This is a genomic window from Kitasatospora brasiliensis, assembly GCF_032654805.1.
GTDB lineage: Bacteria > Actinomycetota > Actinomycetes > Streptomycetales > Streptomycetaceae > Kitasatospora > Kitasatospora brasiliensis.
Window position 1 is genome coordinate 15046 of the sequence record NZ_JAUOOW010000007.1, and the last position, 17167, is coordinate 32212.

Sequence of the window (17167 nt, forward strand, 5' to 3'; positions counted from 1 at the left end):
CGCTGCCACGGCGTCACGGAAGATCCGGCCCGCTGTTGTGGGAGGTCGTCATTGTGGCGGGGGTTCCGTCTCGGTTACCCCCGGCAGCGCCGCATTGTGGAGATTCGGTGCCCACCGACTGCGGCCCGGCGCACCGGGTAGGCGCCGGACAGGGGCGCCGGTCCGCCGGGGGCCGGCCTCACGGCCACAGGAGGGTCGTTCGATGCAGATGCCAGTCCACCCGATGTCCGTCACGTTCCCGGACAGTCCGCTGCCCGACGTCCCGATCGTCGCGGAGCTGCGATTCGATCCGAGCCTGCCGTACGCGGCCTGCCTGGCGTTCCCGCTGACGCCCTGCGAGTGCGTGCCGGACGAGACCCTGGTGTGCTGGTACTTCAGCCGCGAGCTGCTGAACGAGGGCCGGCACGCCCCGGCCGGGAACGGCGACGTCCAGGTGAGCCCGGGGCACCGGGGCGAGGTCCTGATCACCCTGCGCGGGCCGGACGGCGAGCAGGCCGTCCTCAGCGCGCCGGAGGGGGAGGTCGCCGCCTTCCTCTCGGACTCCTTCCAGCTGGTGCCCGCCGGCTCGGAGTCCGAGCACCTCGACGTGGACGCCACGCTCGCCCTGCTGTTCGCCGACGACTGACCGGACGCCGGACGACCGCGGCCGTTCCCCCGTTGGAGTGCTCTGCCGCCGCCCGCCGGGGCCATCCGCACCGCTCGGCCGCTCCGTGCCGGGCACGGCCCACTAGGTTCCTGCCGTGGACGAAACCAGGGCTTCGAACGGGCGCGAGCCGTCCGCCGGCGAGCGCGTCGCGACCCGCCTGGACCAGCGGCTGCCGGTCATGGAGGCGGGCCGGGAGCTGCTGCGCAAGATCTTCCCGGACCACTGGTCGTTCCTGCTCGGCGAGCTCGCGCTGTACAGCTTCGTCGTCCTGCTGCTGACCGGCGTCTACCTGACGTTCTTCTTCGACCCGAGCATGAGCGAGGTGGTCTACCGGGGAAGCTACCTGCCGCTGCGCGGTGTGCCGGTTTCCGAGGCGTACGCGTCGACCCTGCGGATCAGCTTCGAGGTGCGCGGCGGCCTGATGATTCGTCAGATCCACCATTGGTCGGCCCTGTTGTTCACCTCGGCGATCGGCGTGCACCTGCTCCGGGTGTTCTTCACCGGGGCGTTCCGCCGCCCGCGCGAGCTCAACTGGGTGATCGGGGTGACGCTGTTCAACCTCGCGCTGCTGGAGGGGTTCTCCGGCTACTCGCTGCCCGACGACACCCTCTCCGGCACCGGCCTGCGGATCGCCGAGGGCGTGCTGCTCTCGGTGCCGCTGGTCGGCACGTACCTCACCCTGTTCGCGTTCGGCGGCCAGTTCCCCGGGCAGGAGATCATCCCCCGGCTGTTCACCCTGCACGTGCTGCTGGTCCCCGGCCTGCTGCTGGCCCTGGTCGGAGCGCACCTGACGCTGGTGGTGGTGCTGAAGCACACCCACTGGGCCGCCCCCGGCCGCACCAACCGCAATGTGGTGGGGATGCCGTTCTTCCCGCAGTTCCTGACCCGTACGGTCGGCCTGATGTTCACGGTGGGCGGCGTGATGGCGCTGTCGTCCTTCCTCGCCGAGATCAACCCGATCTGGCGGTACGGCTCCTACCGCCCCGACGTGGTCGGCACGGGCGCGCAGCCGGACTGGTACATCGGCTTCATCGAGGGCGCGCTGCGGCTGATGCCGGCCGCGGAGACCAGGGCGCTCGGGCACACCGTGTCGTGGAACGTGTTCCTGCCCGCCCTGGTGGTGCCCGGCCTGCTGTTCGCGGCGCTCTACGCCTATCCCTTCGTCGAGCGGTGGCTCGATCCCGGCAGCGGCGAGCACCACCTGTGCGACCGTCCGCGCAACAAGCCCACCCGTACGGCGCTGGGCGCCGCCGGGATCGCCTGCTACGCGGTGCTGCTGGTCGCGGGCGGCAACGACGTGATCGCGTACGCCTTCGGGCTCTCCGTCAACGCGCTCACCGTGGCGCTGCGGGTGGCGCTGTTCGTGCTGCCGCCGGCGGTCTTCGTGCTCACCCGGCGGCTCTGCCTGGCCCTCCAGGCCCGGGACCGCTCGCGGCTGCTGGACGGCGACGAGACCGGCCGGATCGACCAGTCCCCCGACGGAGGCTTCTCCGGCCACCACCGCCCGGTGCCCGCGGCCGAGCGCTACGTGCTGCTGGCGCGCGCCGTGCCGGAGCCGGTCGCCGCGCCCGAGGGGGCGGCGCGGCACCAGCGGGTGCGGGCCGCGGCGAGCTCCTGGTTCCACCGCGACCTGGTCGAACTCCCTTCCAGTGAACGGGAGTCGACGCACATCGCGGCCGTCCTCACCGGCCCGACCCACCCCGCTCCCCCGGCACCCGGGGCCGCCGGACCCGCCCCGGGCGGCCCGGTCCGGCGGCTGCTGCGCCGGCTCAGCCGCCGCCGTGGTCGCGGTACTGGAAGATGAAGCCGCCGACGGCGAGCGCGAGCACCAGGGCGCCGACGACGATCAGCCACCGGGCGAAGACCAGGCCCAGGGCGAAGACCGTCAGGCCGACCGCCGTCAGCACCGGGTAGCCGCTGCGGGCCGGGAAGAAGCCCACCGGTCCGGCGGCCTCCGCGATCTCGGCCTCCTTGCGGTCCTGCGCCCGGCCGCCGCCGGTCCGCTGGTGCTGGACGAACCAGAACAGCGCGACCAGTCCGGACATCAGGAACGCCACCGTCAGGATCGCCTTGCCGGCCGGTTCCCTGGCCCAGAAGCCGTAGACCAGTCCGGTCACCGCGAAGAACGCCGTCATCACGGCGAACAGCCACCCCTCGGCCTTCACCGTCCGCCCTCCGGTTCACCGGTACGGGTGTGCGGCAGGTCGGCGCCTTCCAGGGTCGCCTCCGGGTGGTGCAGGTCGAAGGCCGGGGACTCGGAGCGGATCCGGGGCAGCGCGTGGAAGTTGTGCGGCGGCGGCGGGCTGGAGGTGGCCCACTCCAGCGAGCGGCCCCAGCCCCACGGGTCGTCCTCCGTGACCCGGGCGCCGTGCCGGGTGGTGGTCCAGACGTTGTAGAAGAACGGCAGGTTGGAGACCCCGAGCAGGAACGAGCCGATCGACGCGCAGACGTTCAGCGCCGTGAAGTCGTCCACCGCGAGGTAGCTCGCGTAGCGGCGCGGCATCCCCTGGGCGCCCAGCCAGTGCATCACCAGGAAGGTGGTCTGGAAGCCCGTGAACAGGATCCAGAAGTGCACCTTGCCCAGCTTCTCGTCGAGCATCTTCCCGGTCAGCTTCGGCCACCAGAAGTAGAAGCCGCCGAAGGTGGCGAACACGACCGTCCCGAACAGCACGTAGTGCAGGTGGGCCACCACGAAGTAGCTGTCGGTGACATGGAAGTCGATCGGCGGCGCGGCCAGCAGCACCCCGCTCAGCCCGCCGAACAGGAAGGTCACCAGGAAGCCGATCGACCAGAGCATCGGGGTCTCGAAGGACAGCGAGCCGTTCCACATCGTGCCGATCCAGTTGAAGAACTTCACCCCGGTGGGCACCGCGATCAGGAACGACATCATCGAGAAGAACGGCAGCAGCACCTGGCCGGTGGCGAACATGTGGTGCGCCCACACCGACATGGACAGCGCGGTGATGGCGATGGTCGCACCGATCATCCCGTAGTAGCCGAACAGCGGTTTGCGGCTGAACACCGGGATGATCTCGCTGATGATGCCGAAGAACGGCACCGCGACGATGTAGACCTCCGGGTGGCCGAAGAACCAGAACAGGTGCTGCCACAGCAGCGCCCCGCCGTTCGCCGCGTCGAAGGCGTGCGCGCCGAACTTGCGGTCCGCCTCCAGGCAGAGCAGCGCGGCGGTCAGCACCGGGAAGGCCAGCAGCACCATGACGGAGGTGAACAGCACGTTCCAGGTGAAGATCGGCATCCGGAACAGCGTCATGCCCGGCGCCCGCAGGCAGGTGATGGTGGTGATGAAGTTGACCGAGCCCAGGATGGTGCCGAGGCCGGCCACCACCAGGCCGAGCGCCCACAGGTCCCCGCCCGCCCCGGGCGAGAACAGCGGCCCGTTCAGCGGCGCGTAGGCGAACCAGCCGAACCCGGGCGCGCCCTGGGTGGTGAGGAAGCCGCTCAGCACCATCAGCCCGCCCAGCAGGAAGGCCCAGTAGGTGAAGGCGTTCAGCCGGGGGAACGCCACGTCGGGCGAGCCGATCTGCAAGGGCATGATCGCGTTGGCGAACCCGGCGAAGGTCGGGGTGGCGAACAGCAGCAGCATGATCGTGCCGTGCATGGTGAACAGCTGGTTGTACCGGTCGTGCGACACAAGCCCGGTGTCCGGCCCCAGCAGCTGGGCCCGCATCAGCAGCGCGAGCAGGCCCCCGACCAGGAAGAAGCCGAAGGCCGTCGCCAGGTAGAGGTTCCCGATGACCTTGTGGTCCGTGGTGAACAGCCAGCGCAGCAGGGTGCTGCCCTGCCGGACCCGGACCCGGGTGCGATCCCGCGGCGCCCGGGGCGGCGCGGTGGACGAAGCGCTCATGGAACCTCCGCAGCGGAGCCGGTGACGCCCCCGTCGCGGCGCCGAACCCCCTCCCCCGACCGGCGGAGGGCCCGCCCTCGCACGCCATCGCCGACCCTAGCGGCGCCCGGCCGGGCCGCCGGGGCGCCACGCGGTGCTGTCGACCGGGTGGCGCCGCCGTACGGGGGCTCGGCTCAGCGCTCGCGCAGGCCGGGAACCACCTCGCGCAGCCGCTCGATGTCGATCGCGCCCGCCCGCAGCAGGACCGGCACCTCGCCGGTGATGTCCACGATCGAGGAGGGCACCGCGGCCGCGGTCCGGCCCCCGTCGAGGTAGACGGCGACCGAGTCGCCCAGCATGCCCTGGGCGGCGTCGCAGTCCTGCGGCGAGTCGTGCCCGGTCAGGTTGGCGCTGGAGACGGCCAACGGCCCGGTGGCTTCGAGCAGTTCGATGGCCACGGGGTGCGCGGGCATCCGCACCGCGACCGTCCCGTTGGTGTCGCCGAGGTCCAGCTCGGCCGACGCCAGGTGACGGGCGACCACCGTCAGCCCGCCCGGCCAGAACTCCTTGACCAGGTCCCGGGCGCGCTCCGTCACCTCGACCAGTCCGTCCAGCGCCTCCGGCGAGCCGACCAGCACCGGCGAGGGCATGTTCCGGCCCCGGCCCTTGGCCCGCAGCAGGCGGTCCACCGCCGCCGGGGCGAAGGCGTCCGCGCCCACGCCGTACACGGTGTCCGTGGGCAGGACGACGAGTTCACCGCGGCGCACCGCGGCCACGGCCTCGCGCAGCCCGGCTGCGCGCTCGGACGCGTCCGAGCAGTCAAAACGACGAGTCATCAGGGATCTCCACCGGCGGGCCACCGGCCCGCTCCGTTCCTCCGGCCCGGCCACCTCTCCGGCCGGACACGACCTGGTCAGCCTACCCGTCCCGGTCCCGCGCCCCGGACGCGTCCGACCTCGGCGGCTCGCCCTGCGGCCGGCCCGGCGGCCTCGGCCCGACGGGCGGGTGCGGTCGGCGGCGGGCGGACGTAGGTTGCGCACATGACCAGTGACGAGACGATCCCGGCCGTGGGAGTGCGCCCGCTGGACGAGGTGTTCGCCGCGATCGACAAGGTCAACCGGCGACCCCTGCCCTGGAGCGGCTTCGAGCACGGTGTGCTCGGCGCCTACCGGTGGGCCGCCGGCGCCCAGGTCGCGGCCCCGGTCACCGCGGCCGCCACGGTCGCCGCCGGGCCGTGCCACGCGCAGTTGCTGGCCGAGTGCCAGGCCGCCGCCGTCGGCCTCCACCGGGCGCACGCCCAGGGGGCCGACCACCGGTACCTGCTCGGTGTCCATCGGGCACTGGCGTGGCTCTGCGGGCTGCACGAGGACCGCCCCTGAGCCGCTCCGCAGCGCGGACGGGGGCGTCGAGCGGGGATCGGTGCCGCCGTACGGCCGCGCGGTTCAGTGGCGGTGACGGTGTCCGGGTTCAGTAGGAGTGACGGCGTCCGCGTTCAGTAGTAGTGGCGGCGTCCGCCGAGGGCATGTCCGAGCGCTCCGGCGACCCAGAGGATCAGGCCGATGACGAGCAGCACGATGCCGATGGTCCACAGGACACCGATGCCGGTGACGAAGCCGACGATGAGCAGGATGACTCCGAGGATGATCACGAGGGTCTCCCGGGTTGACGGGGTGGCTGACTGCGGGGCGGCGCCGGCGTCTCCTCCGGCTGGAGCCGGCCCCGGGGAGCGGCCCGGTTTCACCCGGCCCGACTCCACAACCCACGCGTGTACCGCTGTTCCACCCGCGCAAACCGGCACGGGCTCACCGACGGTGGCGGCCGCCCCGGCGGCGGCGCGGCGCGGCCACCCGGGGCGCCGGTAGGAAGAGGCGGGCCAGCTCCCGGCCCAGGTTGACGCCGATGGCGAGGGCCATCGCCATCGCGCCGGCCCGCCCGACGCCGCTCAGCCCGACCTCGGGCTCGCCGCAGACGAAGGCGAGCAGCCCGAAGTACAGCACCGAGCCGGGCAGCAGCGGCCCCAGCGCGGCGGTGATGTGCGGCAGCGCCGAGCTGCCCCGGCAGCGCGCCATCAGCTGACCGGACAGGCCGACCAGCCCGGCGGCCAGGCCGGTGGCCAGGATCGGCTCGCCGCCCGCGTTCACCAGCACCCCGTACGTGGTCCAGCCGGCCGCGCTGTTCAGCATGACCGCGGGCAGCGTGGCCGGTTCGGTGTTCAGCAGCACCGCGAAGGCCAGGGTGAGCAGCACCGCGGCGGCGAGTTGCAGCGGCGGGTTCACCGTCCCGGACGGGCCGTCCTGGGCGGCGAGGTGGGCGCCGTTGTTGACGCCGACGTAGAGCACCGTCATCACCCCGATCACCACGCCGGCCATCAGGTAGAGCGCTTCGAGCAGCCGGGCGGCGGCGGTGAGGTAGAAGCCGGCCAGTCCGTCCTGGGCCGCCGCGACCATCGGCCAGCCCGGCAGCAGCGCGTACAGCCCTCCGGTGATCACCACCGATCCGCGCAGGTGCAGCCCGTTGAACGAGAGCAGGATGCCGATCACGGCGGCCGGCACCGCCGCCACCACGAACTGGTAGAACGCCGGGAAGTCGTGGCGGGCCACCAGGGCGGAGAGCCGCTCGCCGGCCAGCGCGGCGACGACGGCACTGGCGAACACCAGCCAGGCCCGGGCGTCGGCCCGGCCGCCGATCAGCAGCGTCGCGGCCCCGGCCATCCCCCCGAAGCTGAGCCCGAGCAGCCGGCCGGAGTAGCGACGGCCGTGCCGTCGCGCGGCCACCAGGCGGGCGTGGGCCTCGGGGACGGCCAGCCCGCCCACGGTCATCTCGGTGACCAGCCGGAACACCAGGGCCAGCCGCGCGTAGTCGACGGCCGGGCGGCGGACCGAGCACTCGGCCGTCAGCGAGGGCTCCGACGGGCCGGGCTGGTACGAGATCGCCACCCGGGTGAAGGTGACCTGGGGGTCGCACGGGTGGATCCGGTAGGCGCGCGCGACGGCGAGCATGGCGGCCTCGACGTCCTCCGCCGCCTCGCCGCTGGCCAGCAGCAGTTCGCCGACCAGCAGCGCGAGGTCCAGCACCTCCACCGGCTCGACACCGGCCGGAGGGTCCGCCCCGGCGCCCTCGGGTGCCGGCTGCCGGTCGGCCGTCGGGGTGCGCAGCAGCGACAGCATCGCGTCGTGCCAGGGGGCCGCGGTGCCACCGGGGCCGGGGCTTGCGGGTGCGGGACTGGTGGGCGCGGGGCTCTGGGGCGGGGGGCTCTGGGGCGGCACCCGCTCGGGCCGGGTGGGCCGTCCTTCCGGGCCGGCAGGCGCGCCGAGCTGCTCGTGTTCCGTCATCGCGACTCCCTGACCCCACCCCCTCGTCGTCAACTTCGTGCAGCCGATCAAGTACCCGGAGTGATGCTGTTGCGAACGCGCCACACCCGGCACACCCGTCCGAACCGGAGCACGACCGGCCGTACACGCCCCACCGCCCCGCGCGTGCCGACCTCGGGGCTCGTCCGCCAGGCCACGACCGTCGGATTCGCGGCGCTTCTTGCGGGTAGACGCACCCGCGCAGCGACCCGAGGAGGTGCTCGATGACCGTCCCGATCCCGCCGGACCCGGACACCCGGCCGATCCCCCGCCCCGACCCCGTGCCCCAGCCGGGCGAGCCCGATCCGGCGCCGCCGCCGGTCCCGCCGTTCCCGCCCCCGGAGCCGTTCCCGGACCCCGGGCAGAGCTGACGCCCTCGGCGGGCGGCCGTGCTCGCCGCCGCGGCGGCGCCCGCCGGGGCCACCGCCGCCTCGAAGGCCGGCTCCACGACCTGAAGGCCACCGCCGAGGCGCCCGCCGCCCAGCCCGGACCGAACTGACCCCCGGTGCGGCGCATGGACATCGGCGAGCCGGGCAGGCGCGTCCCGGAGACCTGGGCAGGCACTGATCCGGCGAGAGGAGTCGGAGCCATGAGCGAGCAGCACGAACCCGTCCCCAGGGACCCGCCGGTCCCGGTCGAGACCCCGGAGTCCCGGATGACCGCCGGCCCACGCTCCGGCCCCGCACGAGCCACCGGACTGACGGACCGCCACCCCAGGGCCGACCGCCACCCTCGGGCCGACCGGCGGCCCTCCGGTCAGGGCACGAGCAGCCCCTGCCGGTCCGCGTAGTCCGCCAGGCCGTCGGCCGTCGCCCCGGCCCAGCCGAGGTAGCCGTCCGGCCGGACCAGGAACACGCCGTCGCCGTACGCCTCGTAGGCCGGGATGCGAACCACCGGGGCGGTGAGGGCCGGCAGCGCGGTGTCCGTACCGACGGTGAGCAGCGTCCAGTGCGGGCCCCGGAAGGCGTCGAACAGCCGGATTCCGCCCCGACGGCCGTCCGGGGCGCGGTCGCCGGCCCGCGGCGCGTCCGCCGGGAGGTCCGCGCGGGTCTCCACCGAGAGCGCGGACTCCCCGTAGCCGAGGTCGAGTTGCTGGGTCGCCCGGCCGCGCCGCTGCTCGCCGCGGTGGACCCGGGTGGACAGCTCCAGCATCGCCGCCGCGTTGGCCCGGCGCTCCTGCTCGTAGGTGTCGAGTAGACCCTGCCCGGCTCGCCCGGCCAGTACGGCGGCCAGCTTCCAGCCGAGGTTGTAGGCGTCCTGGACGCTGGTGTTCAGACCCTGCCCGCCGGCCGGGGAGTGGACGTGCGCGGCGTCGCCCGCGAGGAGGACCCGGCCGGCGCGGAAACGGTCCGCGAGTGCGGCGCGCGGGCGGAACTCGGAGCTCCAGCGCAGCTCGGTCAGCTGCTCGGCGGCCAGGTGGGAGCGGGCCGCGAGCAGCTTGCGCAGGCCCTCCAGGGTGAGGTCGACGGCGGCCCCCTCCGGGAACACGGCGGCCAGCTGGAAGTCCTCGGTGCCGGCGATCGGGCAGATCCCCAGCATGCCTTCCTCGGCCTGGAACACGTGCCAGTGCTCGCGGTCGAGGCCGGTGATCCGGACGTCCGCGACCAGCATCGGGGCCGGGTCGACGGTCTCCCCGGTCATCCCGATGCCGAGCAGCCGCCGCACCGTCGAGCGTCCGCCGTCCGCGGCGACGGCGTAGCGCGCCCGGACCGGGCCGCCGGTCGCGAACTCGGCCGTGACGCCCTCCTCGTCCTGCGCCAGGCCGACCAGCTCGCGCCCGAACGCGACCTCTCCGCCCAGCTCGCGCAGCCGCGCGTGCAGCAGCTGCTGGGTGCGCCACTGGGGCAGCATCAGCGTCTCGGCGTACGGCTCGGCCTCGGAGGGCTCGGTCGGGTCGAACATCCGGTACTCGCTCTGCGGTTCGCCGTCGCGCCAGACCAGGTTGGGCGGGTACGAGCCCGCCACCTCGCGGACCCGGTCGAGCACGCCGAAGTCGTCGAGCACCTCCAGGGTGCGCGGCTGGAGGCCCTTGCCGCGCGAGCCGGGGAAGAGCGCGGTGCCGCGCTCGACCACCAGGGCGGCGACGCCGTGCCGGGCGAGGTCCAGGGCGAGGGCGAGGCCGGTGGGCCCGGCGCCGATGACCAGGACGTCCGTGTGCATGCCGCGAGAAGTCACGACAATCTCCTTAACGTTGTTAAGTAGCCGTTGCCGCCAGCCTGCACTTAATAGCGTTAAACTGTCAATCGTGACCCCGCAGAGAACGCAGAGAACCCCCAAGCTCGACCGCGGCCAGGTCGTCGCCGCCGCACTGGACCTGCTGAACGAGGCCGGCCTGGACGGCCTGACGCTGCGGGCCATCGCCGCCCGGCTCGACGTCAAGGCGCCCGCGCTGTACTGGCACTTCAAGGACAAGCAGGCGCTGCTGGACGAGATGGCGACCGAGATGCTGCGCCGCATGACCAGCCGGGCGGCGCGGGAAGGGTCGGACGGCGACTGGCGGGGGGCCTACCTGCGGAGCATGCGCACCCTGCGCGCCGAACTGCTGCGCTACCGCGACGGCGCGAAGGTCTACAGCGGCACCCGGTTCACCGACACCTGCTACGCCGCCGACCTGGACGCCTCGCTGCGCCTGCTGACCGAGTCCGGCTTCACCCCGGCCGCCGCCGCCCGGGCCTGGCAGACCGCGTACAGCTACACCATCGGCTATGTGATCGAGGAGCAGGCGATGGGCCCCAACCCCTTCGACGGCGCCGAGGGCTACGACGTCGACGCGCGCGCCGAGCGCCTGGCCGCCCACCCGCTGGCCGCCGCATCCGGCCGGGTGATGTTCCAGGACTTCGACGCGGGCTTCGAACAGGGCCTGGCGGCGGTGCTCGCCGGGGTCGAGGCCACCCTGCTCGGCTGAAACGGAACCGCCGGGCCCTGGTGCGGGCCCGGCGGTGTGCCCGCTCGGCAGGAGTCAGGCCGTCATGAACTCGCCCACCCGCAGCGCCCGCTTCACGATCCGGACGTCCCCGATGTACCCGTGGAAGACCTTGTCCAGCACCCCCGCGTACGCGTAGCCGCCCAGCATCCAGGGCCGTCCCAGCGTGGTCAGCCCGACGGCGGGCGTCGCCGGGTTGCGGGCCACCTCGCAGCCCTCCACGTACATCCGGCTGAGCTTCCCGTCGTTGACCACCGCGACGTGCCACCACCGGTCCAGCGGCAGCTGGTGGCCCCAACAGGTCGACGCCCCAGCCTGGTTGAGCGGGTAGACGCACCACTGGAGGGCCGGGGCCTCGGAGACGCTGAGCGTGGCGAGCGGTTCCTCGACGTCCGCCCCGGGCCCGTTCTTGCCCGCCTCGCCGCTCATCCCCCACCGGCTGAGCAGGGCGGACCAGCGGCTTCGCGCGGAGTCCCAGTCGGCGGGCAGCTTGAAGAAGGCCTCGACGGTGAACCCGCGCTCGAAGGTCTCCCGGTTCACCGGCGCGGTGGGCGCGGTCTGGAGGTAGCCGCCGCGCACCGGCGCCCGGGTGCCCCGGAACAGCAGGCTGCCGTGGCCCGGCTGGTCCGGGTGGTGCTCGGTGGACCAGCTGAGCGCGCCGTCCGGGGTGCCGGGGGCGCTCTGCCAGAGCAGGTCGTTGCCCTGCCCGGTCAGGTCCTTGACGACCTGCCGCGGGGAGACGGCCGTCCCGTCCGCGCCGCCGCCGTCGAACCGCCAGTAGGCCACCGTGTCGCGGACGAGCAGCTCGCTCGCCCGGCGCGCCGGGCGCTGCGGGCAGGGCGCGAAGCCGGCGAAGCGGCGGTCGAAGTCGATCGCGAGGGAGAAGCGGTCGACGTCCGAGGTCAGCTCGGCCTCCCGGGCCGCCAGCGCGTTGCGCTCCTCGGCGGCGGTCTGCTGGATCCACGGCGAGAAGGTCGACACATCGACGGTGTCGCGGTCGAGGTCGAAGCGGTACGCCCGGATCATCGCCGCGCCGCCGTAGTAGCGGTCCTGGTAGTTGGTGATGTGGACGTGCACGTCGTGGCCGGCCCGGTTCTTCAGCACGGTGCGGCCGGGCGGCCAGTAGTGCCCGTTGACGGTCAGGAAGATCTGGTCGTTGCCGCTGATCAGCCGCTCCCACAGCCGCTTGCCGTAGTCGGACAGCTCGGCGCGGCCGCTGTCGTCGGCGTGCGCCAGGTCGTGGGTGGTGAGGATCACCGGCAGCGCGGGGTCGGCCGCGATCATCGCGTTCGCCCAGGCGAAGCCCGCGTCGGAGAGCCGCCAGTCCAGCGAGAGCACCATCCAGTCGCGGCCGGCCGCCCGGAACACGTGGCAGGTGTTGTAGCCGTCCGGGCTGGAGCCGTGGTAACCGGAGGTGCGGGCGGCCCTGGCCTTGCCGAAGGTCTCCAGGTACGGGGTGCTGCCGCGCTGGTCGTCGGTCGAGGAGCGGACGTCGTGGTTGCCGGCCAGCACGCCGTAGGCCGCGCCGGCGTCGTCCAGCAGGCCGAACACCTTGGTGACGGCGGCGTACTCGACGGCCAGTCCGTTCTCGGTGACGTCGCCGAGGTGGGCCAGGAAGACGATGTTGTCGTCCGTCCCGTCCTCCCGGTTGACGCCGCCGTCCAGCACGTAGCGGACCGAGGCCTCCAGCGGCGCCGGGTGGATCCGGTCCTGGTCGAACAGGTACTGGGTGTCCGGCATGACGACCACGGTGAACTGCCGGGCGTCCGGGTCGGGCTGCCAACGCCCGCGGCCCTTGCCCTTCTTCGGCTTCTTCGCCGCCGCGCCGGGCCCGCCGGCCGCCTCGGGGCCGGCCGCCTGCGCGGGCACCGCACCGAGCAGACCGAGCCCGGCGGTGCCGACCCCGGCACCCACCAGGCCGGCCCCGCGCAGGAACCGGCGCCGACTGGCCGCGGCCGGCCCCTCCCCGTCGGGATCTGCGGTCCGCGGGCAGCCGCACTCGCGCTCGGTCGCCTGGATGTCGTGCATGTTCGCTCCCGGAAGTGGTGTGGGCCCTGACGGTACGTACCGGAACCGGTCGGAGATCATCGGCCGGGCCACGCTCCGCTGAACAGCGGCCGAATCCGACGGGCCGCGGCAGGTGCGGTCGCGGCGGGTGTGGTGAGGAACGAGGCCAGGCGGCGCTGCTCGACATCGACGGCGTGCTCACGGTCGGCCGGCAGCCGGCGTCCTGGTCCGCACCGGCAAGGCGGCCGCGGGCGCACCCCGGCGCGGCGACGGGGAGCCGGACCACCTGCTCGACCCGGTGGCGGATCTCCCGGAACTGCCCTCCCGGCTGCGACGCGGCTGAGCCGGCCCGCCCGGGGGTGCGGGCCCGTACGGACCGGCCGTAGAACGGAAGGGGCGGCTCGCCGGCCGACGCCGAGCCGGTCGAAGCCGTCACCGAGCCGGAGGAGGTGGCTGCGATGGGACTGCCCCTGGCGGCCGGACACGTGCTGGTGCGGCTCGGCGAGGGCCCGCGGGAGGCGGCGGACGCGGTGCTCGACGCGCTGGAGGCCGCCTTCCCGACCCACACCGGACGCGGCCGGACCCTGATCGGCAACGTCTGGGAGGACCCCGCCACGGTGACCTCGGAGGGCATCCGGGTGGTGGCCGAACCCAGGATCACCCGCGCCCCCACCGGCCCCGCACCGAGCCCGTCGGTGAGCTCCTCCCAGGCCTTCGACGCCCATCGGCCGGGCGCGCCGGGGCCGCCGCTCGTCCTTCCGGGCGGGCTCGCGGCGGAGCTGCTCGGCGGCCCCGAGGACGTCGAGCGGGTGCTGGGCGCCCTCGCCGCCCGCTGCCCGACGCACGAGGTCGGCCGCGAGCGGCGGGGGCCCCAGCTGGCGGTGCGGCTGCGGCTCGGGTCGGCGGGGTGAGCGCGTGTGCCGAGCCCGAACCCGGGTAGGCGCGCCGACGAGGACAGGACGAAGACCAACCGGCTGACTCCGTTCGGGGGCCGTCATGGCCGTACAACGCAGACCAGGAACGCGGCACGGGGGCCGGGCCCAGCGCCCGGCCGGCGAGCGCCACGACTTCCCGCACGCCCCGCAGGGGCCAGGCCGTACGACGCCGCAGGTACGCCCCCAGGAGGGGGTGCGCAGCGGCACCGAGCCGGTGACCGCCCGTTCGGACCTGGAGCTGCGGCGGCTGCTGTCGCGGATCTTCCTGGTGCTGTTCGTCGGCGCGGTGGTGCTCTTCGCCGTGCTGGCCGCCCTGGCCTCTCCGGGCCCGGCGCCGAACCAGGGGACCTACGCCTTCTTCGCCGCCCTGTGTGCCGGGTTCGCCGGGATCACCGGCCTGGACCTGCTGGTGATCCGGCGCCGCCTCGCCGCGGGGCAGGGCCGCGACCGGGCCGACTCCGAGCGGCGGGTGTGAGCGAGTCCCGCGGGTTCCCGGGAACGAACCGTTCTCCAACGGACCGTTCTCCAGGGACGGACCCCTTTCCAGGAGCCGACCGTCGGCAACCCTCGCCGAGCAACAACCATCCCACCGGGTCTGGCCCGGTGGCCGTTCGGCAGACCCCGGGTTTGCATGGACTCACCCGAGCCCCCAGCGATCCGGAGGTAACGCCGTGTACGAGATGTGGGCCGAGCACGACCCGGCGGTCTCCCCGCCCGCCGTGGTGTGGCACGTGGTGGCGAAGGACGACGCGACGTCCTCGTTGTGCGGGCGCTTCCTCGAACCCTCCCAGCGCGTCGTCCCGGCGGGAGACGGTACCGGCGCGGCCGGACCGGACCGTTACTGCGACCCCTGCCTGGTCACCGTGCGCGAGGCACTGGCCGCCAGCGCGCGGTAGCCGTCCTTCGCCTCCCCCGTTCGTTCCTTCGTCCCCCGCTCCTTCATTCCTTCGCTCGGACAAGCCTCAGGGCAGCGGCACCGCCAGTAGGCACGGGTGCCGGCTACAGGTTCCGGGAGCTGCCAGGACGGTGGCCACCTCTCCGCTGATCTCCACCCGGAGGCCGCCGTCCGAGCTCTCCCAGACCAAGCCCCCGTCCGGCCCCACGGCCTGCGTCTCGTGGACCACGACGACGGACAGCGGAGCGTGGCCGCCGATCTGGCCGGGGAGTGTCACCGCACAGCGGCGGGTGAGGCTTCTCATCACGGCCTCCTTCTCTCCCACCCTGTGTCTTCGATTCTCCCCCACCCAGGCAGCTCGTACACGGACGATCTGCGACTGGCCAGCCTCCGCTGCCATCGGCGCCCGGGCCGCAGAGGGTATCCGGCCTCGCGTATGCCCCACTTCGACGCCGGCCACACGTTGGGGCCCACCGATCGCGACCCCGCCGGGTGTACCGGAGCCCGGGCGGAGAGACGCTGGAAGCAGGACTTCCATCCGGGAAGCTTCCATGGACAGCAAGGTCACCATCGCGGGCCACCCGGTCCGCGAGTCGGCCGCCGCCCGGCGGAGCATCGCAGAGCGAACCTCCACGGCATGGGTCATCGTGGCGGGAGACGACACCGCACCCGGCCGAGCCCGAGGAGACCGCCCGTGGGAATGAACGGCGCCGGACCCGGCCGGCGGCCCGTACCGCTGGGCAGCCGCCGTCCCCGGGTGCCGTCACGCCACGCCCGTACGGGGGCGCCGGGCCCGGGCCGGGCACCGTCCGGGGAGCGGGTCTCCTCCGGGCTGCGGACGGTCGCCGGGTACGCCTGGCGGCTGGCGCTGCTGGGGCTCGTCGCCTTCCTGGTCGTCGATGTCCTGGCCCGGCTCGAACTGCCGGTCGTCGCGCTCTTCGTGGCACTGGTCATCGCCTCCGTGCTGCGCCCGCCGGTCGACCTGCTGGCCCGGGCGGTGCCCCGCTCGGTCGCCGTCCTGCTCGCCTTCCTGTGCACCATCGCGCTGGTCGGCGGGATCCTCGCGCTCGTCGGCACCACCGTCGCCGACGAGTGGAGCCGGCTGGGCAACGAACTGCGCGGCGGCCTGACCCGGATCGACCACTGGCTCACCCGCGCCCCCTTCCACCTGCGGCCCGGAACGGTCACCGACCTGCGGGTCAAGATCGGCGAGTACATCTCCGCCCACCGCTCCGCCCTGCTGAACACCGCGCTCAGCGGCGCCGGCCGGGTCATCGAGCTGGTCACCGGGCTGGCGCTCGCGGTGTTCTGCTCGGTGTTCTTCCTCCACTCCGGCGAACGGATGTGGTCCTGGGCGCAGCAACAGCTGCCGGTCCGCAGCCGCTCGGTCTGGGACCGCGCCGGTCGCGCCGCCTGGCGCACCTTCGCGGGCTACACCCGGGGCGTGCTGATCGTGGCGGCCTCCAACGCGGTGCTGGTGGGCATCGCCCTGGCGATCCTCCGGGTGCCGCTGGTGATGCCGCTGATGGTGCTGGAGTTCGCGGCGACCCTCATCCCGCTGATCGGCTCCCCGATCGCGCTGGCCATCGCCTCGGTGGTCGCGCTCGCCGCCCGCGGCCCGGTCATCGCCCTGCTGGTGCTCGCGCTGATCGTGATCATCGGGCAGATCGAGGGCCACCTGCTGCATCCGCTGGTGCTCAGCTGGTCGGTGCGCATCCACCCGGTGGCCATCGCCCTGTCGGTGGCCGGCGGCACCGTGCTGGCGGGAATCCTGGGCGCGGTGGTGGCGGTGCCGGTGGTGTCGGTCGCCTGGGTGGTGCTCGGCGAGCTGCGCCGCCACGGCACGCCCCACCGCTCAGCGCCGGAGCCCCCGGCGGCGGGCGACCAGCCTGGTCACCGAGAGAAGCAGGGTCGGCGCCCAGAACAGCGCGAAGACGGTCAGCACGGCGGGTGAGTGCTCGTCGGCGCTGACCGCCAGCAGGCCGGCCGACAGGGCCAGCAGTACCGCCAGCGCGGCGGCCGGCACCCGCAGGGTGAGGCGCAGCACACGGTCCAGCAGCCAGCCCGGGCCGCGCCGCATGGTGCGCATCGCGCGGTCGAGCCGGTCGTCCGTCCTCAGCTCCTCCTCGATCCCCACCAGGATTCGCAGCTCCCGGCGGGAGAGCCCGGGCCCGTCCATGGCCGCCACCTCCGGTCCCCCGGATGGTCGGGCGCCTGCCCGATCCGGCGGGGCCGTCACACGGGCGGGGCGCCGCCGGCCCGGGTCGGAGGACACCGGCTCTCCCCTTCCCGTCCCCGGCCCACGAATCCGCATCCGCATCCGCAGGGGCCGTCCCGGCACCCTCTCCCCGCCCCGGCCCGCCCGTCCCGCCGGCTGGGGCCGCCGGGCCCCGGCCCCGCCACCGCAAGGACCGGCCGCGACAACACCGACACCCGCCCCACCCGACCCCACCAGCACCTCCTCCCCCTCCCTGGCCCACCCGACCCGCCAGGTGGGGCCGTTGGGCCCTGGCCGACGACGCCGGGCGGCCGGGATCCTGGTCGCCGGTATGCGCCGACTGGCAGTG

Annotated in this window: 18 protein-coding genes; 9 read left to right on the forward strand and 9 right to left on the reverse strand. The window is 74.0% G+C overall.

Translation table 11 applies throughout. The features are described 5' to 3' along the window. The first annotated feature begins 202 nt into the window (after positions 1-202). Both QWJ13_RS25965 and qcrB read left to right on the forward strand, forming a co-directional pair. On the forward strand, positions 203-625 hold the full coding sequence (locus QWJ13_RS25965) for an SsgA family sporulation/cell division regulator (RefSeq protein WP_316527441.1): 423 nt from the start codon (positions 203-205) through the stop codon (positions 623-625). 115 nt (positions 626-740) lie between these two features. Then, positions 741-2450: a cytochrome bc1 complex cytochrome b subunit gene (gene qcrB, locus QWJ13_RS25970; protein WP_432277608.1), complete on the forward strand. Its 1710-nt coding sequence runs from the start codon at positions 741-743 to the stop codon at positions 2448-2450. Here the strand turns inward: qcrB and ctaF are convergent. From ctaF to QWJ13_RS25985, 3 genes are all read right to left on the reverse strand, one after another. Next, positions 2416-2811 carry an aa3-type cytochrome oxidase subunit IV gene (gene ctaF / locus QWJ13_RS25975; protein WP_316527442.1) on the reverse strand — a complete coding sequence of 132 codons (396 nt, stop codon included), beginning with the start codon at positions 2809-2811 and terminating at the stop codon, positions 2416-2418. The two genes, qcrB and ctaF, sit on opposite strands and share 35 nt — an antisense overlap. After that, a complete protein-coding gene (ctaD, locus tag QWJ13_RS25980) occupies positions 2808-4511 on the reverse strand; it encodes an aa3-type cytochrome oxidase subunit I (protein WP_316527444.1) in 1704 nt (567 codons plus the stop codon). The genes ctaF and ctaD overlap by 4 nt, the downstream gene beginning before the upstream one ends. 173 nt (positions 4512-4684) lie before the next feature. Next, positions 4685-5326 (reverse strand): L-threonylcarbamoyladenylate synthase, encoded by a 642-nt coding sequence (locus tag QWJ13_RS25985; protein WP_316527445.1) that lies wholly within the window; start codon positions 5324-5326, stop codon positions 4685-4687. 204 nt (positions 5327-5530) lie between these two features. Here QWJ13_RS25985 and QWJ13_RS25990 point away from each other — a divergent pair, with 204 nt between their 5' ends. Next, on the forward strand, positions 5531-5869 hold the full coding sequence (locus tag QWJ13_RS25990; protein ID WP_316527446.1) for a hypothetical protein: 339 nt from the start codon (positions 5531-5533) through the stop codon (positions 5867-5869). A gap of 113 nt (positions 5870-5982) precedes the next feature. Here QWJ13_RS25990 and QWJ13_RS25995 read toward each other — a convergent pair whose 3' ends face one another. Together QWJ13_RS25995 and QWJ13_RS26000 are read right to left on the reverse strand one after the other, a co-directional pair. Continuing rightward, positions 5983-6138, reverse strand: coding sequence for a DUF6131 family protein (locus QWJ13_RS25995; protein WP_316527447.1), 156 nt, complete (start codon positions 6136-6138; stop codon positions 5983-5985). 154 nt (positions 6139-6292) lie between these two features. Beyond that, positions 6293-7822, reverse strand: a complete 1530-nt coding sequence (locus tag QWJ13_RS26000; RefSeq protein WP_316527449.1) for a threonine/serine exporter family protein — start codon at positions 7820-7822, stop codon at positions 6293-6295. Positions 7823-8064: 242 nt separating this feature from the next. Between QWJ13_RS26000 and QWJ13_RS26005 the strand changes: the two genes are divergently transcribed. After that, positions 8065-8211 carry a hypothetical protein gene (locus QWJ13_RS26005; protein WP_316527451.1) on the forward strand — a complete coding sequence of 49 codons (147 nt, stop codon included), beginning with the start codon at positions 8065-8067 and terminating at the stop codon, positions 8209-8211. Between the two features lie 385 nt (positions 8212-8596). Here the strand turns inward: QWJ13_RS26005 and QWJ13_RS26010 are convergent, their stop codons facing one another. Continuing rightward, positions 8597-10000, reverse strand: coding sequence for an FAD-dependent monooxygenase (locus tag QWJ13_RS26010; protein ID WP_316528051.1), 1404 nt, complete (start codon positions 9998-10000; stop codon positions 8597-8599). Between the two features lie 85 nt (positions 10001-10085). Here QWJ13_RS26010 and QWJ13_RS26015 point away from each other — a divergent pair, with 85 nt between their 5' ends. Then, a complete protein-coding gene (locus tag QWJ13_RS26015; RefSeq protein ID WP_316527452.1) occupies positions 10086-10745 on the forward strand; it encodes a TetR/AcrR family transcriptional regulator C-terminal domain-containing protein in 660 nt (219 codons plus the stop codon). Between the two features lie 54 nt (positions 10746-10799). Here QWJ13_RS26015 and QWJ13_RS26020 read toward each other — a convergent pair whose 3' ends face one another. After that, positions 10800-12791, reverse strand: coding sequence for a LamG-like jellyroll fold domain-containing protein (locus tag QWJ13_RS26020; RefSeq protein WP_316527453.1), 1992 nt, complete (start codon positions 12789-12791; stop codon positions 10800-10802). A gap of 437 nt (positions 12792-13228) precedes the next feature. Here QWJ13_RS26020 and QWJ13_RS26025 point away from each other — a divergent pair, with 437 nt between their 5' ends. From QWJ13_RS26025 to QWJ13_RS26035, 3 genes are all read left to right on the forward strand, one after another. Continuing rightward, positions 13229-13681: a hypothetical protein gene (locus tag QWJ13_RS26025; protein WP_316527454.1), complete on the forward strand. Its 453-nt coding sequence runs from the start codon at positions 13229-13231 to the stop codon at positions 13679-13681. 217 nt (positions 13682-13898) lie between these two features. Further along, positions 13899-14180: a DUF6343 family protein gene (locus tag QWJ13_RS26030; protein ID WP_316527455.1), complete on the forward strand. Its 282-nt coding sequence runs from the start codon at positions 13899-13901 to the stop codon at positions 14178-14180. A 196-nt stretch (positions 14181-14376) separates the two neighbouring features. After that, positions 14377-14601: a hypothetical protein gene (locus QWJ13_RS26035; RefSeq protein WP_316527456.1), complete on the forward strand. Its 225-nt coding sequence runs from the start codon at positions 14377-14379 to the stop codon at positions 14599-14601. Positions 14602-14667: 66 nt separating this feature from the next. Here QWJ13_RS26035 and QWJ13_RS26040 read toward each other — a convergent pair whose 3' ends face one another. Beyond that, the gene (locus QWJ13_RS26040; protein WP_316527457.1) at positions 14668-14904 is read right to left on the reverse strand and encodes a DUF6296 family protein; all 237 of its coding nucleotides are present in this window, start codon (positions 14902-14904) and stop codon (positions 14668-14670) included. A gap of 396 nt (positions 14905-15300) precedes the next feature. Here QWJ13_RS26040 and QWJ13_RS26045 point away from each other — a divergent pair, with 396 nt between their 5' ends. Continuing rightward, positions 15301-16554, forward strand: a complete 1254-nt coding sequence (locus QWJ13_RS26045; RefSeq protein ID WP_316528053.1) for an AI-2E family transporter — start codon at positions 15301-15303, stop codon at positions 16552-16554. Here QWJ13_RS26045 and QWJ13_RS26050 read toward each other — a convergent pair. Then, positions 16456-16779, reverse strand: coding sequence for a hypothetical protein (locus QWJ13_RS26050; protein WP_316527459.1), 324 nt, complete (start codon positions 16777-16779; stop codon positions 16456-16458). The two genes, QWJ13_RS26045 and QWJ13_RS26050, sit on opposite strands and share 99 nt — an antisense overlap. Positions 16780-17167: the final 388 nt, after the last annotated feature.